13 protein-coding genes and 1 riboswitch are annotated in these 16,385 nt (G+C 65.1%); of the genes, 5 read left to right on the top strand and 8 right to left on the bottom strand.

Features of this window, described 5'->3' with window-relative positions; genetic code table 11:
* Nucleotides 1-20 precede the first annotated feature (20 nt).
* Together C795_RS16400 and C795_RS0101980 are read left to right on the top strand one after the other, a co-directional pair.
* The gene (locus tag C795_RS16400) at nucleotides 21-3,059 is read left to right on the top strand and encodes a cytochrome P450 (protein WP_017792084.1); all 3,039 of its coding nucleotides are present in this window, start codon (nucleotides 21-23) and stop codon (nucleotides 3,057-3,059) included.
* Between the two features lie 72 nt (nucleotides 3,060-3,131).
* Entirely contained in the window at nucleotides 3,132-4,520 is a 1,389-nt protein-coding gene (locus C795_RS0101980; protein ID WP_017792085.1) for an MFS transporter, read from the top strand.
* 104 nt (nucleotides 4,521-4,624) lie between these two features.
* Here the strand turns inward: C795_RS0101980 and C795_RS0101985 are convergent, their stop codons facing one another.
* The 4 genes from C795_RS0101985 to C795_RS0102000 form a co-directional block, all read right to left on the bottom strand.
* Nucleotides 4,625-6,790: an HtaA domain-containing protein gene (locus C795_RS0101985; protein WP_198008409.1), complete on the bottom strand. Its 2,166-nt coding sequence runs from the start codon at nucleotides 6,788-6,790 to the stop codon at nucleotides 4,625-4,627.
* 139 nt (nucleotides 6,791-6,929) lie between these two features.
* Nucleotides 6,930-7,766 (bottom strand): ABC transporter ATP-binding protein, encoded by an 837-nt coding sequence (locus tag C795_RS0101990; protein WP_232225406.1) that lies wholly within the window; start codon nucleotides 7,764-7,766, stop codon nucleotides 6,930-6,932.
* Nucleotides 7,763-8,563 (bottom strand): ABC transporter permease, encoded by an 801-nt coding sequence (locus C795_RS0101995; protein WP_017792088.1) that lies wholly within the window; start codon nucleotides 8,561-8,563, stop codon nucleotides 7,763-7,765. The genes C795_RS0101990 and C795_RS0101995 overlap by 4 nt, the downstream gene beginning before the upstream one ends.
* On the bottom strand, nucleotides 8,560-9,633 hold the full coding sequence (locus tag C795_RS0102000; RefSeq protein WP_157486912.1) for an ABC transporter substrate-binding protein: 1,074 nt from the start codon (nucleotides 9,631-9,633) through the stop codon (nucleotides 8,560-8,562). Before C795_RS0102000 ends, C795_RS0101995 begins: the two co-directional genes overlap by 4 nt.
* Nucleotides 9,634-9,664: 31 nt before the next feature.
* Nucleotides 9,665-9,774, bottom strand: a riboswitch (TPP riboswitch).
* Between the two features lie 63 nt (nucleotides 9,775-9,837).
* Here C795_RS0102000 and C795_RS0102005 point away from each other — a divergent pair.
* From C795_RS0102005 to C795_RS0102015, 3 genes are read left to right on the top strand one after another with little or no spacing between them, the layout of a single operon-like run.
* Nucleotides 9,838-10,503 (top strand): Ykof family thiamine-binding protein, encoded by a 666-nt coding sequence (locus tag C795_RS0102005; protein WP_232225407.1) that lies wholly within the window; start codon nucleotides 9,838-9,840, stop codon nucleotides 10,501-10,503.
* A complete protein-coding gene (locus tag C795_RS14830) occupies nucleotides 10,496-11,860 on the top strand; it encodes an NtaA/DmoA family FMN-dependent monooxygenase (RefSeq protein WP_232225408.1) in 1,365 nt (454 codons plus the stop codon). Before C795_RS0102005 ends, C795_RS14830 begins: the two co-directional genes overlap by 8 nt.
* Nucleotides 11,857-12,366: a GNAT family N-acetyltransferase gene (locus tag C795_RS0102015; RefSeq protein ID WP_017792092.1), complete on the top strand. Its 510-nt coding sequence runs from the start codon at nucleotides 11,857-11,859 to the stop codon at nucleotides 12,364-12,366. The genes C795_RS14830 and C795_RS0102015 overlap by 4 nt, the downstream gene beginning before the upstream one ends.
* Before the next feature lie 21 nt (nucleotides 12,367-12,387).
* On the opposite strand, the gene C795_RS0102020 is transcribed toward C795_RS0102015, so the two are convergent.
* The 4 genes from C795_RS0102020 to C795_RS0102035 form a co-directional block, all read right to left on the bottom strand.
* A complete protein-coding gene (locus tag C795_RS0102020; protein ID WP_017792093.1) occupies nucleotides 12,388-13,269 on the bottom strand; it encodes an SDR family NAD(P)-dependent oxidoreductase in 882 nt (293 codons plus the stop codon).
* Nucleotides 13,270-13,417: 148 nt separating this feature from the next.
* Nucleotides 13,418-14,530 (bottom strand): extracellular solute-binding protein, encoded by a 1,113-nt coding sequence (locus C795_RS0102025; protein ID WP_017792094.1) that lies wholly within the window; start codon nucleotides 14,528-14,530, stop codon nucleotides 13,418-13,420.
* A complete protein-coding gene (locus tag C795_RS0102030; protein ID WP_017792095.1) occupies nucleotides 14,523-15,401 on the bottom strand; it encodes an ABC transporter permease in 879 nt (292 codons plus the stop codon). Before C795_RS0102030 ends, C795_RS0102025 begins: the two co-directional genes overlap by 8 nt.
* A complete protein-coding gene (locus C795_RS0102035) occupies nucleotides 15,398-16,375 on the bottom strand; it encodes an ABC transporter permease (RefSeq protein WP_198008410.1) in 978 nt (325 codons plus the stop codon). The genes C795_RS0102030 and C795_RS0102035 overlap by 4 nt, the downstream gene beginning before the upstream one ends.
* Between the last annotated feature and the right edge of the window lie 10 nt (nucleotides 16,376-16,385).

A 16,385-nucleotide genomic window follows, 5' to 3' on the forward strand; every position in this document is an offset into this window, starting at 1 on the left:
GAATACAAGGATGTGTGATCATGGGCCGACCAGCGCCGGTCGCGGACTGGGTAACCATTCCCGACCTCTATCAAGACCCCTTCCCTATCTATGAGCGGTTGCGGGCCGAAGGCGGCGTGCACTGGGTGCCAGCGGTTGGGCGCTACCTGATCACCAGCTACGAGGCGGTGCACACCACCGAGTTCGATCAAGAAATCTTCTCGGCAAACGAAGAGGGCTCGTTGCAGATCCGTGCAATGGGCCACTCCATGCTGCGCCGCGACGATCCTGAGCACTACCTCGAGCGCAAGGCCTGGCAGCCCGCGCTGCGCCCGGGCGCGGTCAAGCGCACCTGGACCCGCATGTTTGAGCGCAATGCCGATCGCTACCTGGACGAGATGATTGCCAAGGGCCCTGGTGCAGACCTCATCTGGGACTTTGCGGCGCCGTACTCGGCAGAGAACCTGCGCGAGATCATCGGCCTGTACAACGCCGACCAGTCAGACCTGCAGCGGTGGTCTCAGACCATGATCGACGCCACGGGCAACTACGCAGACGACCCCGAGGTGTGGGCACGAGGCAAGCAATCGTTCGACGAGGTCGACATTGCACTCGACGAGATGCTGCACTGGCATGCCAAGAATCCCGACGACTCTCTCCTGTCGTCGCTCCTGCGCATTCCCGACTACCAAATGCCGCTCGAGAAGATTCGCGCCAACGTTAAGATGACGATCGGTGGTGGTCTCAACGAGCCGCGCGACGCCATCGGCGTCGCCGCGTGGGCGATGCTCACGCACCCCGAGCAGCGCGCCGCAGTCGCGAGAGACCCGGGCCTGTGGCCCACCGTGTTCGACGAGACGATCCGCTGGGTCGCACCCATCGGCATGTACTCCCGACAGGTGACGCGGGAGACCGAGCTCGCCGGGGTGACACTGCCCACTGGCGCCCGTCTCGGCATCTGCATCCTCTCGGCGAACCGCGACGAAACTCTCTGGGAGGACGCGCAGTCCTTCGACATCTTCCGACAGGTGAAGCCCCATTTGGCCTTCAGCAAGGGCGTTCACGTCTGCCTCGGCGCCTGGGTAGCGCGAGCCGAGGTCGCCGCGGTCGGCCTGCCCAAGCTCTTCGAGCGCGTTCGGGGGCTGCAGCTGCACCCCGAACGCCCCGCCCACATCGGGGGCTGGGTCTTCCGCGGAATGCTGGACCTCCCGGTCACCTGGGATGCGGCTGCGACGGCAGAACTACCTGCCCCGGTAGCCGGCTCTGCCAGCAGTAACGTCCAGGCCTCTCCGGCAGCTGTCACGCAGGCGTCCGCCCTTGCCCCGCGGGTCGCGATTGTGGGATCCGGGCCCGCCGGATGCTTCACCGCGCAGGCGATTCACAAGCGCTTCCCACAGGCCAAAATTGACGTCTTCGACCGCCTCCCTGTGCCGTACGGCCTGCTGCGCTACGGGGTCGCGGCCGACCATCAGGGCACCAAGTCGATCTCGCGCCAGTTCGACCGCCTGTTCCTGGGCGACAACATACGCTTCCACGGCGGAGTCAACATCGGCAGTGACATCACCGTCGAAGAACTGCGGGGCTCGTTCGACGCGGTGGTCCTTGCGAGCGGCCTGCGCGAGGACGCGCGCCTCGACATTCAGGGCGCCGATCTCGAGGGTGTGCACGGTGCCGGGCAGGTCACCCGCAAGCTCAACGGTCACCCCGACGAGCATGATTCCACGATCACACTGGGCGAATCCGTTCTCGTGGTGGGCCACGGTAACGTTGCGCTCGACGCGGTGCGTCTCATCGCGCGCGACGACCTGGATGGTACTGATCTCGACACCGACACCCATGCGCAGCTGACGGGCGCCGTGCGCACGGTCCACGTCGTCGGCCGCTCGGCACCAGAGCACGCGAAGTTCGATCCGGTCATGATGCGCGAGCTGGCCGGGCTGCCGGGCATCTCCCACCAGGTGCACGGGGTCAATCTGGAGGCGATCACGGTCGGCAAGGATGCCAGGCTCGATGCGGTGCACGCGCTCTCCGTCACCCCGGGCGCGCGGCTCACCGTGCACTGGTGGTTCGAAAGCTCGCCGACGGCCCTCTTAGGCGACACTGCCGTCCGCTCGGTGGAGCTTATGACCGCCGACGGGCCCGTGACGGTGCAGGCAGGCTCCGTCATCACGGCGATCGGGTTCGCCGCCGACGCGTCGACCCTCGTCGTCCCCGGGGAACACGCGAGCGGCAGAATCGATCCGGGATACTACGTGGCCGGCTGGCTGCGCCGCGGCCCGCGGGGCACGATCCCAGATCAGCGAGCAGATTCTAGGGATCTCGCGCTCGCGCTCGCCCAAGATATCGATGCCGGATCGGTGCCCATCAGTGCTTCGGGAATCGAGAAACTGAACCACCTTGTGCACCGGGTCGACTTCGACGGTTGGCGCCGCATCGATGTTCAGGAGAAACAGCGCGCGCTGCCCGGGCGCACCCGCGCCAAGTTCCGTTCCTTTGCAGAGCTCGTCTCCGCTGCTTCAGACATGTCCGTGGTCCCATCGGAAGCCGATCACGTTGAGCACGCGGCGATCGTTGGCGGCGCCACCGGCGTCCCGGTTACCGTGCTCTTTGGCACGGAGTCGGGCAATGCCGAGCTCGTCGCGGAGGGGCTGAGTCAGCATCTGGGCGGCGGATCCGACGTCTTGGTCGAGGACCTTAGCGAGTTCTCCCCCGACTCTTTCGAGTCCTCGCGGCTGTACCTCGTGCTCTGCTCCAGCTATGGCGACGGGGAGCTTCCCACAAACGTGCGCGCATTCCACGATGCGCTCACTCAGGGCACTGCCGACCTCTCTCACCTGAACTACGCAGTCTTTGGGCTGGGTGACCGCAGCTACACCAAAACCTATTCGCGTGGCAGCGAGCTTCTTGATGAAGCGCTATCGGCCCGTGGGGCATCTCGTGTGGGCGAGTATGGTCGCCACGACGCCTCAGGCCCACTCGACGCGACGGATGTAGCCCAGGAATGGGCAAATGGGGTCCTCACTGAGTACAGTTTGAGAGGCCCTGCGCCGCTGCCTAGTTCCCTCGCGGTTGCGCGATAGCGCCCCGTCGCCCCCGAAACCCAATACCACTAACCACCCAAGACAGTGTTGTCACATTCAAGGAGTAAGCACATGGAAGTGCCCGCAAGGACAGAACCCTTCACCCCCACAGGAACAATCGCCACGACCAGCGACCAGCGACGAGTGGTGTTTGCCACCATCGTTGGAACCACTGTGGAGTGGTACGACTTCTTTATTTACGCACAGGCTGCAGGCCTCGTGTTCGCGACCACGTTCTTTGGCCCGGCAGGCCCGAGCGTCGCGCTGCTGCTGTCGTTCCTCACCGTCGGACTCAGTTTCCTCTTCCGCCCGCTCGGAGCATTCTTGGCCGGTCACTTCGGTGACAAGTACGGCCGCCGTGTGGTACTCATGGTCACGCTCATCATGATGGGCGTCGCAACCACGCTCATCGGCTTACTTCCCACCTACGCAATGATCGGCATCACCGCGCCGATCCTGCTGATCCTGCTGCGTATTCTGCAGGGCATCTCTGCCGGTGGCGAGTGGGGCGGCGCTGTACTCATGGCCGTCGAGCACGCTCCCAAGAAGAAGCGTGGGCTCTTTGGCGCTTCGCCTCAGATCGGTGTGCCGATCGGTCTGTTGCTCGCCTCGGGAATGATGGCCATCATGTCCGTCATCGCACCGGGTGAGGCATTCGTTGAGTGGGGCTGGCGCATCCCGTTCCTCTTCAGCGTCGTGCTCATTTTCGTGGGTTACTTCATTCGCCGTCACGTCGAGGAAAGCCCCGTCTTCCTCGAGCTCGAGAAGCGCAGCGAGGCCCCGAAGACCCCGATCCTGCAGCTCTTCCGCAAGCACTGGCTCCTCGTCATCATCGCGGCCCTCATTTTTGCTGGCAACAATGCCGCGGGCTACATGTCGACGGGTGGCTACATCCAGAACTACGTCACCAACCCCGAGGGCCCGATCGGTCTCGATCGCGGCCCGATTCTGTGGGCGGTCACCGGCGCGTCTGTCGGCTGGCTCGTCTTCACTTGGCTCGGTGGCTGGATGAGCGACTACATTGGTCGCCGAAACACCTACATCATCGGCTGGATTGCGCTCATCGTTGGCGCCCTCGTATTGTTCCCGCTCGTCAACACCGGCGAGATCTCGATGATCTTCCTCGGGCTGATGATCCTCACGGTCGGCCTGGGCCTCACTTACGGCCCGCAGGCCGCCCTGTACGCAGAGCTCTTCCCCGCTTCGGTGCGATTCTCGGGCGTATCGATCTCGTATGCCTTCGGTGCAATTCTGGGCGGCGCCTTTGCCCCCACCATCGCGACGGCGCTCGTGCAGGCGACCGGCACGACCTGGTCGGTCGCGTTCTACCTGGTCGGTATGGCCACTCTGGCCCTGATCGCGACGCTTCTGCTGCGCGACCGCAGCGGCATCCCCCTCGGCCCTGACGCCGAGGAAGAGCAGGCGAAGTCGCCCATTTTCGGTCACTCACACGCAAAATAGTGCAGTCTCGTCGCCAGTAACTCGGCGGCATCAACTCAGGGGTCCGGGCGAACGCTCGGACCCCTGAGTCGTATGTGTGGCGAGCACCGCCCCACACCCCCAAATTACTCCTCCGTCAGCTCCGGATCAAACGCCGCCGCCGATGCCGCACGCCGCTTGGCGCGCACCGCGACAAGTAGCAGCACACCGACGCCCAGAAGCAGCAGTGCGCCGCCCGCGAGCAGGACCGGCGTGGCCAGGAACCCGGTGTTTGATAGCTGAGTCACCTGCGCAGAAGGATTTGAAGAACTGCCGGAATAGGCTGCAGCTTCACTCCCTGTGCCTGCGCTGTTCGTTGCGCCGCCCGCAGCATCACTGTTGCCCGCAGATCCTGTGCTGCCAGAAGAATCGGCGCTTCCCGCAGATCCCACACCACTCGAAGAATCGGCACTGCCAGATGATCCGGCGTCGACTACGGGAGCACCGAGCGTGAGCGCAAGGCTAACCGGAGCTGGTGCCTTCTCTGCGTCCATCGAGGCCCCAGTTGACAGCCACCAAGAGCGCAACTGCGGGTCGAGCCAGGTGACGTAATCTGCGGGGTACGAATCGGGGTAGGTGTAGCCGTCGATTTCGAGAGCGCGCCCGGCAAAGTCGGGGGAAGCATTCATCGTCACGCTGTCGTCTGCGAGCTGCACCGCGGAGTTCTCAAAGGTGGCAAGCGAGACCCGCTTGAAGCCATCGCTCGCAAGGTTTGCCGACACGTTCCAGGCAACGTCGAAGCTCAGTTCACCGCTGCCGTCAGCGCGGGTGACGAGCCGCGGGTTGCCAATTGTCGTCGTGAGTTCAGGGACGAGACCCGGGTAGTGCTGAATGCGCACTCCACCCGTCCACACGAGTTCAGCCTCGCCCGTCGCGGGGTCCCACCAGCCAGCAGGGGCTGTGAAGCCGAAGACGTCGTCGGTGCGAGTAGCTTCGCCGAGCAGGTGGGGCGCCCAAGCGAGCATGTAGTCGTTGATCGCCCAGTTCAGTTCACCATTCGCGATCTGCCTCGCCCCGGCGGGTGCGGCCGCGGGGGCGGGCGCATCGGGCCCCTCCCACGGCGCATTCTCGGCCGGAGGGGTTGTGGGCTGCCCCTGCCCCGGAGCAATGTCGCGCACGGTCGGAGTGGGCCGGTCACCCGACCGGGTGATGTCGCTGAGCTGCGATGTATAGGGATGGCTGACATAGAGGTGCGTCCCGTCTGCACTCGCGCCGAGCCCCCAGAGGTTCGCTTCACCGGATCCGGTGCCGCTAGTGACGCCCGCTGCGGTGAAGTCGACGGCTGTGGTCGCGGTCCAGGTGTCAGGGCTAATGACCGAGACCATGTTTGAGAACCCGTCAGTGGTGACTACCTCGTGGGTGGCGGGATTCACGAGCATCTCGTACGAGTTCTCGCCCACCTCGATCGGGGCGCCCACATAGGCCCGATCGGCGACCCGCAGGCTCACGACCCTCGTGTTCTCCCAGTCGTCTGAGATCGTGGGCAGCACTCCCACGTGCAGCTCCCCCAGGGTTTCGTCGAGTGCGAGCAGGCTCGGCCGACCGCCCAGAGCTTCACCGTCAAACTCTGCGGTGGCAACGGGAATCGCGATGCTGTCGAGCCAGCTTGATGCGGCAGTACTGTAGCCGGTGAGCACCTTGGCGCGGCCCTCGGCGATCCAGATCATATGGTTTTGAGAGTCGTACACCGCGTCTTTTACGAGCGGATACTTCTCGCCGCTGACCGCGATCGGGGCGGATGCCGTCCCGGCTGTTGGGTCTACCCGGGTCAGCCCGCCAGAGTCAAAGACGTAGATCAGGCCCGTGTCGGTGTCCTCCACGATGCCTGACGGATACTTTGGCATGCCTGAGATCTCGGTTACTGCGTTGGTGTCGAGTGACACGACGCTGAGCACGCCCGTTCGGTCGTGGGCGACGTACAGCCGCTCGCCATCGACGCTGAGCTCAATCTCGGCAGGGTCCGTGCTCGACAGCTCGATCTGTTCGGCGGCCGGCGCACCCGTGGCGAGATCGAGCCACCCGATCGCGCTACCGGGCGCCCCGTCGGCTCGATCCGCAGCGACATACACCCGCTCGCGAGCGTCGTCGACCTCAGCGTTGCGGTTCACACCGCCCACCTCATGCGTCTCCGCAAGCGAATAGTTTGCCGCCGCGTGCGCGGCCTGCGGCACGAGCGACGTAGAGATTGCCGCGGCCGCGAAGAGGGCAATACAGACCCGTCCCCGCCGCGACTTGGAACGAACAGACTGCATGAAGTTGCCCCTTGAAATAATGATCCTGCGCATTGAACAGACTTCATCATATGAATGAAAGTTAGGGTAACCTAATCTTCATGTGATGATGCGCGTCGGGGTTCTCCAAGCACCGACCCTCAGCTCCAGCGCCGCCTCTCTACCAGGCCACCGCCCGCAGCAGTGCGTGCAGCTCTGCTTCACGAAGCGGCACCCGCGGGTCGGTGAGAAACCCGTCGCCGCGCTCGATGTCGCGCGTGACCCGCACCTCACCCGCGATCGGGCCCGCTACCCCGGGCAACACGAGCACCCGATCCGACATGCGCACCGCCTCGCGAATGTCGTGCGTGATCAGCAGAATGCTCCACCCGTGTTCGGCCCAGATGTCGAGCAGCCACCGCTGCAGTTCATCGCGCGTAATCGCGTCCAGCGCGCCGAACGGCTCGTCAAGCAGCAGCACGGGTCGCTGCTGCACGACCGTGCGCAGAAACGATACGCGCTGGCGCATGCCTCCCGAAAGCTGCCGCGGGTAGAGCCGTTCGGTGCCCGCAAGCCCAAACGGCGCAAGCAACTCACCCACGCGGCGGCGAGCCTCGGCCCTGCGCACTCCTGCGACTTCGAGCCCGATGCCAGCATTGTCGACGATGCGCCGCCATGGCAGCAGCACGTCGCGCTGCGGCATGAACGCGAACGGACGCACCCCCGTGGCCTGCCGCGCTACTGGCTTGCCCGCGTACCGGACCTCGCCGGCGTCGGGCGCGAGTGCGCCCGTCAAAATCGACAGCAGCGTCGATTTGCCGCTGCCACTTGGCCCCACGAGCGACACGATCTCACCCGCGGCGACTTCAAACGAGACATCTGACAGCACTGCCTGGTCACCGAACGATCGGCTCAGACTGCGTACCTCGAGGTCTCCCTGGGGACGGTGCATCGGCGAACCGGGTGACAACACCCGGCTCGATCCGGATCCGGCATCAGATAATGCCACGCCGCTCATGCACGCACCTCCCGCTTCGTGCGCAGGTCGTGACCCTGTTCGATGCGCAGCCAGGGCACGCAGACGCGCTCGATGAGCGCGACCGTGCCATACAGCGCGAGGGTGAGCAGAGTGCTCACGAGCACCGCGGCCAGCACGAGGTCGGTGCGAAACACGTGCTTCGCCGACTGCATGTAGACGCCCAGGCCAGTGACGGCGCCCGCGTACTCGGCGAAGATCGCGCCGACGACGGCGTAGGTGATCGAGATGCGCAGCGACGAGAAGAACGACGGGATCGAGGCGGGCAGCCGGATCATGTGAAACACCGTGAGCCGCTTTGCCCCCATCGAGCGCAGCAGGTGTTCGGCCTCGGGCTCTGCCGACGCGAAGCCGCGCATGAACCCGACGACCATGGGAAAGAAGGTGACGAATGCGACCAACAGAATCTTGGGCAGTAGCCCGAATCCGAACCACAGCACGACGAGCGGGGCGAGCGCAATGAGCGGCAGGGTCTGACTCACGATGAGCAGCGGCAGGAGCGCGCGGCGCAGCAGCGGCGAGAAATCGAGCAGCGAAGCCGTGAGAAATGCCACCGAGACCGAGAGCGCGAAACCCACGAGCGTCGCGAGGAGCGTGGGTACCGTGTTGCGCCAGAGGGCGTCGCGCTGCTCGTGGCCCGATTCGAGGATGCGGGTGGGCGACGGCAGCATGTCTGCTGGCACCAGCCCCGTAGTCGACGCGAACTGCCACAGCGCGAGCAACGCCACCGCAGCCACGAGGGGCGGCAGCAGCGCGCTCGCGAGGCTGGGCCGGTTCAACCGAGGAACTCGTCGGTGTAGTACTCGCTCCAGTCGGGCTCTGCTGTCAGTGGCTTGCCCTCGGCGTCGACGAGGAAGCCCTGCTTAAACAGGAACGCACCAAACTCGTTCCAAGCCTCGGGGTTCGGTGCGCCGATCGGGCGATCGGGCGAGACGAGGAACCCCTCGTCTGCCATGAGCGCGGTCGAACGCTTCACGAGTTCCTGCGCAGTGCCAAGCGTGTCGGGGTTGGCCGCGATCAGCAGGTCGGCGGCCTCCCTGGGATGATCGGTCGCGTACTGATAGCCGCGAGCAACCGCCTGCACAAACGCCTCGGCCTCCTCGGAGTGTTCGTTCAGAAACGCCTCGCTCGAGACGATGCCGGTCGACTGCTGGTCTGGCACCCCGAAGTCCTGGTACTTGAAGGCCCGGTATGGGTGTCCGTCGATTTCGGTCTGCAGGTTCTCCCATGTTGCGACCGACAGCGTGAAATCAATGCGCCCCTGCGACAGCGCCTCGTAGGCGCCGGTGTCGAGCACGACCTCCTCGAAGTCTCCCGATCCGCCGTCGCCGGTGATCGTTCCCTTCGCAAGCGCCGTGTACAGCGGTGCGCCGAAGCCGCCGAAGGTAAGCCCGTCGAGATCTGAGGGGCGGGTGATGTCTTCGCGGTCGCCGAGCACGACGAGGCGGCCCGTGTCAGTCTGGGTGATGCTGTACACCGACTTCACGTCGAGCCCCGAGGTGCGGGCCATCTGCACGCTCGACTGGCCACCGATGCTGAAGTCGGCTTCGCCGGCCGACACGAGCTGCATAGCCGAGGCCGAGCCGTACGGCAGAATCTCGACGTCGATGCCGGCGTCCTCGAAATACCCGAGCTCGTCAGCCACGAAGACGCCGATGTGGTTCGTGTTGGGGGCCCAGTCGAGCGCAAAGCTGACCTGCGTAGGGGCCGATCCGGCATCTGCGGAGGCGGCAGCATCTGAGGGTTCTGCCCCCGAGCATCCCGCGAGCGCGAGCGCTCCCGAGGCGGCCAGTGCCGCGGCGGCGAGCGCCCGGCGTGCGAATGTAGGCGTGGTTGTGTGGTTTCGCATGAAAGCGTGCCCCTTTTTCGTGGTGGGCACGGGTTCGATAAGAGTGTCTCCCTGCGCTGGCATGACCCAGATCAGGTTCGACGGTCGAAGGTTGATGACCTTCCTCTCAGCCCGGCATACCGGACTCCCGTGTGGCTCACATGCTAGCAGCGACCCTCGACATCGCGGCAACCGCAGATCCCACGATCCCCTATGGTGGGTTTCGTGACGACATCAGCCAACGACGCTTCGACTACGCCCGCCGCCATCATGACACCTGTCGAGTACGGCGTGGGCGCCAGGTTCACGCTGTCGATCTACGACTCCGACTACGTACGCATCATTCTGGGCGCGCTCGCCGAGTGTGACGCAACGGGACTCACCGTGACAACGAACGATATCTCGACGTTTGTCACGGGCTCGGAGCAGCGCGTGGTGAACTACATCAGCGACGTGATTGCTGTCGCCGCGGCGAGCGGCGCGCATCTCTCTGCGGCGATCCTGCTGTCTCGCGGCTGCCCCGGCGAGCTGGCCTGCGCGCTGCCGCAGGGGGTGTATGCGTTGGCCGCCGCCCCGATCGCGCTCGATGCGACGGGGGTGCGGGCCCGGGCGCACTGGTCGCTCTACCCGCTGCTCGATGGTGCGTCGGGTTCCGGATCGGCCCACGCCGTGCCCACCGAGCACATGGGCCCGATCTACGCCGCGATCGAGGAGGCCAAACGGTCAGGAATCTTCTCGGGCTCCGACCACTTCGCGACCCGGCTCGACGGAGACCTCGCGCAGGTCTTGCAGACCGCCGCGAACGCTTGGATCGGCGTGGGCGCGGTCGTGCAGCACGTCGTCACCCACCTGACTGTGTCGATCAACAGCCCCTCGCCCATTCGTGACTGAGCGGCGAACTTCGGGCATGCACCTCGTCGGCATGGTGAACCCGCCGACGAGTCAGTACGCCGAGAACTGGCGTAACCCGCTGGGCCGCGCCGATTGGCTGAGCGGGCGCTTCTACCAGGATCTCGGCCGCACCCTCGAGCGCGGACTGTTCGACATGATCTTCTTCGCCGACGCCCTCGCTGTGCCCGAGGACGGCGCGGGTGACTACGCGACGACACTGCGCACCGCTGGCAAGGGGTCCATCTATCTCGATCCGGTGACGACCATTGCGCTCGTTGCCGGTGCGACGAGCAAGATTGGTCTCGGTGCGACGGTGTCAACGAGCTTCGTGCCGCCCTACGCCATCGCCCGCCAGCTGCTATCTGTGGACCATCTCTCTGGCGGCCGCGTCGCCTGGAACATCGTGACTTCGACGACCGACGCTGAGGCCCGCAACATGGGCCAGGCCGGCATCGCCTCACCGGGTGATCGCTACGATCACGCCGATCAGGTGGTTGAGACGGTCACGCAACTCTGGAATTCTTGGGAACCAGGCGCGCTGGTGCACGACCAAGAAGCGGGCCTGTTTGCTGACCCGGATCGCGTTCATCGCGTTGCCGACGAGCTTGCTGATCTCGCTCGCGGCCCGTTCACGCTGCCGCGCAGCCCGCAGGGCCAGCCGGTGCTGATGCAGGCCGGATCATCGCCGCGCGGCCGCGCCTTTGCCGCGCGATGGGCCGAAATTGTGTTCGCGATCGGGGATTCCGAGGACGACATGCGGGCACTGCGCGAAGAGCTCCGTGATCGCGCACGCGTCGACCACGGGCGCGATCCCGACTCGATCAGGGTGTTACAGGGGGTGCAGCCCATCGTGGGGTGGACCGAGGCGGAGGCCCAGGCGAAGCTCACGTCACTCAAGGCGCAGATCGACCTCCCCGCAGCCCTCACGAAGCTCGAGCGGTTGCTGCACGCCGAGGCGCTCGACCCGGCCGCGCGCGCAAACGAGGCACTTGCGGCCCACCGCGGAGCCACGGGCAGCGTGGGCTTCGAGGACATGCTCGCTTCAGTCAGCGAGCGCCGCGACTTTACCGTCGCCGAGCTCGCGATCGAACAGGCCCTCAACCAGCTCCACCCGCAGCTGGTGGGTTGCCCCGCCACCATTGCTGATCGTCTCGAGCACCTGTTTCTGACGGAGGCCGCAGACGGGTTCATTGTGATGCCGGCCCTGTACCACTCGTCCTTCGAGGACTTCGTCAACGGGGTGGTCCCCGAATTGCAGCGGCGCGGCGTGTTTCGCCGCGCGTACGGGGGCGAAACGTTGCGGGCGCTGCTCGATCAGCCCAGCCCCGGTGCTTTCGAGGCCCAAGCACGCCGATGAGCCTGACGATCCGCAGCGCGCACGCAACCGAGTTCGCTTCTCTGGTGTCGCTGGAGGAGCGTGCCGACGCGATACTCGTGGAGTACCTGGGCGCGACGTCATGGCCAAACGCGGACCCTGATCGGTCGGCTCAGCTGGGCTTCACGCTCGTTGCCGAGATGGAAGGGGTCGACGAAGGCAACAGCACCCTCGTAGGGTTCGCGCAGGTATTGCTGCCTGACGGTCTCGCTCATCTCGAGCAGCTCTCTGTTCTTCCCGAGCATGGCCGCCGGGGTATTGGAGGGGCGCTCCTCGAGGCCACGGTGACCGAGGCTCGAGGCCGCGGCTTCGCCGAACTTACGCTGCGCACGTACGCCGATGTACCTTGGAACGCGCCCTTCTACGCCAGGCACGGATTCGTGGAGAGTGATCCGGATTCTGATTTTCACCGCATGCTCGTTACGGCAGAGGCCAGGCTCGGCCTCGAACGCTATGGCCGCCGAGTGCAGATGACTCGGGTGCTCTAAAGCACCTACGAAGTCACGCCGCTACTGGCGTCCCGTGAACTTGTCCATCGACGAGTACACGTGAAAGAGCTTGTCGGCGACTGCGTCCCAGGCGCGCGTCGGCAGCACCCCGCGAAACGCCATCGAGAGCTTCACCGTCCACGGCCTCAGCACGAGCGGCTTGCCCGCGACCATGCCCTCCCACGCTGCGCGCGCGGCGCGCACCGGCGTCATGATCGGGGTGAGCAGCGGGCCGCGGGCCCCCTCGAACATGCCGGTCGAGATGTAGCTCGGGCAAAAGGTCGTGACGGCCACGTGTTCAGCGCCGGATCGGCAGAGCTCCAGCCGCAGCGATTCGCTCCAGCCGATCATCGCCCACTTCGAGGCTGCGTACACGCTCATGCGCGGATTCGCGAGCGTGCCCGCGGCCGACGCGATGTTGAGAATGCGCTTGGGGCGTGAGCGGTCGGCGATCATGTCGGGCAGCAGTTCCCGCGTCAGCCACATGGGAGCGAGCGTGTTCACCCGCATCGTGAGTTCAATGTCGTGCTCGGGGTCGTGCTCCCAGAACAGCGCGCCGCGCACAATGCCCGCATTGTTCACGAGCACGTCGACCGCGCCGAGCTCGTCGCGGGTCCGCTTCGCTTCGCGGGCCACGGCCTCGCGGTCAGCGATATCGACGGCGTAGGCCCGGGCCCGCGTGCGCGGGTAGAGCCGTTCGATGTCTGCGGCGAGCGCGGTGGCGCGATCCTCGTCGACGTCCCACAGCGCAATTGCGGCCGCACCCTCTTTCGCGGCGCGGCGCGCATACAGCTCCCCCATGCCGCGGGCTGCCCCGGTGATGAGCACGACCGCGCCAGCGGTGATGTACTCGGCGCGACGCCTAGCCTGCGATCGTGCGAGGACGTTTAACTTCGATGTCATGGCCCCACCCTAGCCGTGGGGGACGTGCACAGCAGTCAACGTCCCCTGGTCATTCTGCGTGAGCTTGCGAGCCGCAGAATCCATCGGTGGTGGATCATGCGACTACGCCCGCCCCGAGAATCGGGGTGGGCGTAGTCGCGGTGTGGGACTAGCCCTTGAAGGTCTCGAAGATCTTCGTGTAGTTCGTCATCTCCTCGTTGTTGCAGGGCTTGACCGGCTGCGCAAGGTCGTAGCCCTCGGGCAGGTTGATGGCGGGGCTGTTCTTGAGCTCTTCGCTCATCAGCTCCTGTGTGCCCTTCACGCCTGAGTTGTAGGCCTGGAAGTTTACGGCGACCGCCATGTTCTCGGGGTCAAGCATCCAGTTGAGGAACGTCTTGGCCTGGTCGACGTTCTTCGCGCCGCTCGGAATCGTGAAGTTGTCCTGCCACAGGGCGATGCCCTCCTTCGGGTAGACGAACTCGAGGCTCGGGCGATCCTGCATGGCGCGGTGGGCCGCACCGTTCCAGATCATCGCCATCGTCTGCTCGCCGTTCGCAAGTCGTTCGAGGATGCCGTCGCTGTTGATGGTGCCGACGCGCGGCTTGAAGTCGACGAGCAGATCTTGCACCGCCTGCAGCTCGGGGCCGTCGGTCGTGCAGAACTCTCCGCCGGTCACGCGCAGGCCGGCGTTGATGACCTCGGTCTGGTCATTCATCGTGCCGACCTTGCCGGCGGACTCGGGCGGGTTGAAGTAGTCGGCCCACGAGTCGAGCTTCTCGGTGACGACGGCGGTGTCGTACATGAACGAGGTCGTGCCGTAGAGGTATGGGGTCGAGAACTTGCGGCCCTCGTCGAAGTAGACGTCGAGGAAGGCCGGCTCAATGTTGCCGCCGTTGGGCAGGCTCGTCGCGTCGAACTCAAGCAGCAGGCCGTCATTGGCCAGAATTTCGACCATGTAGTCGCTCGGCACGACCACGTCGTAGCCCGCACCGTCTGACGCGCGCAGCTTCGCTTCGAGGCTCTCGTTCGAGTCGTAGTAGTCGACGTTGAGCGTGATGCCCGTGTCGTCTTTGAACTTCTTCACGAGCTCTTCGGGGTAGTAGTCGCTCCAGGTATAGAGGTTGACCTCGCCACTTGTAGCCTCGACGTATTCGGTCGCGGCGGGGGCGTCGCCGCCACCCGCATCGGTGACCCCGCCGCCGCAGGCGGTCAGTGCGAGCGCACTTGCGGCCGTGATCGCGAAGGCCGACGCGACCCGGCGACCCATAATCTTCTTATGCATGCTGCTTACTCCTTCGTTGGGTTTGCAAGAATGTGATGGTGGTAACGACGATGGCCATGACGAGCAGCAGCGTCGCGATGACGTTGACTGCGGGGCTCGCACCACGGCGAATCAGGCTGAACAGGAATACCGGTAGCGGGGTCGCTCCCGATGCCGAGAGGAAGTTCGAGATGATGAAGTCGTCGAGCGAGATCACGAACGACAGGATCGCGCCCGAGATGATGCCCGGCACTAGGAGCGGCAGCGTGATGCGCCGAAACGTCTGCCAAGTTGAGGCACCCAGGTCGGTGGCGGCCTCGAAGTAGCTCGTGCCGAGGCCCTTGAGCCGGGCGCGCACGGGCATCAGTGCGAACGGAATACAGAACGACGTGTGGGCGAGCATCAACGCGAACATGCCGGGCTGTAGCCCGATCATGCGAATGAAGCCGAGGGTCGCGACCGCGAGCACGATCTCGGGCACCACGAGTGGGGCCGAGAGAATCGCGAGGGCGACCCCGCCAAACTTGGCCCGCAGTTGATCGATGGCGAGCGCGAACAGGATCGCAAAGATCGTCGCCACGATGGTTGCCACAATCGCGATCTGCAGCGACACTCCGACCGACTTTAGCAGGTTCGCGTTCTGCGCAACTTCTGCGAACCAGCGGGTGCTGAAGCCCTTCCAGATCAGCGCCGAGTCTCCGTCGTTGAACGCATAGATCGTGGTGATGAGGATCGGGATGTATAGGAACACGATGCCGAAGATCGCGATCGGGGCGACGCCGGGAAAGTTGCGCAGCTGCAGCGCCCGGGGCGCTTTGCGCGGTGCGGCCGGGGCAGGGCGATCCGGAGCAGCCGAGCCAGCAGGGCCAGCCGCGGGAGTGTGTGTGGTCATAGCGAGATCTCCACCTTCTTGCCCGATTTGCGGGAGTAGAGTGCGATCGCGATGAGCGCGATCATGAGCATGATGAGAATGACCACCGAGAGCGCCGCGCCAAAGGGCCAGTTGCGGGCGTCGCCGAACTGCGACGCGATCAGGTTACCGATGAGCAGCACGTTGCCGCCGCCAAGCAGCACCGGCTGCACGTACGAGCCGAAGGCGGGCATGAACACGAGCAGGATGCCCGACACGATGCCCGGCATTGCGAGCGGCAGAATGATGCGGCGCATCACGGTGACCTTCTTGGCGCCCAGATCGTAGGCGGCCTCGGCGAGCCTGAAATCGAAGCCCGCGAGCGACGAGTAGATCGGCAACACCATGAACGGCAGGAACGTGTAAATGAGGCCGAGCTGCGATGCCATCGGCGTGTACAGCAACTCGAGCTTCGGGAATCCGAGGGCCGCAAGCGCCTCGTTCACGATGCCGTTTTCATTGAGAATCAGCATCCACGCGTAGGTGCGCACGAGCAGGTTCGTCCAGAACGGAATCGTGACGAGCAGCACGAGCACGTTCTGTAGTTTGGCCGAGCGGGTTGCGATCCACAGTGCAATGGGAAACGACAGTACGAGGCACACGATCGTCGTCACGGCCCCCTGAAACAGCGAGTCGCCAAACACCTTCAGGTAGCGCGGATCGAACTGGGTGTTGCCCACGAAGTCCGACTGGAACAGGAAGTTAATGTAGGGCTCGAGCGTGAACTGGTAGACGATGCCGCCGCCCTGCGGGGGCCGCGACATGAATGAGAACACGATGATGATCACGAGCGGGCCGATCGTGAACAGGGCCGCGATGATGAGCGCGGGGATCACGCCCGGCCAGGCGAAACTGCCGGGCTTGCGCGTGCCACGCCCGCGGCGCTTCTGATCGCTCAACGGCACCATGTTCACGCCGGTGCGGTCGGCCACCGGCCTCGGTTCGGGGCGCTTCATGGGCGCCTCA

The organism is Leucobacter salsicius M1-8, from assembly GCF_000350525.1.
In the GTDB taxonomy this organism is placed as follows: domain Bacteria; phylum Actinomycetota; class Actinomycetes; order Actinomycetales; family Microbacteriaceae; genus Leucobacter; species Leucobacter salsicius.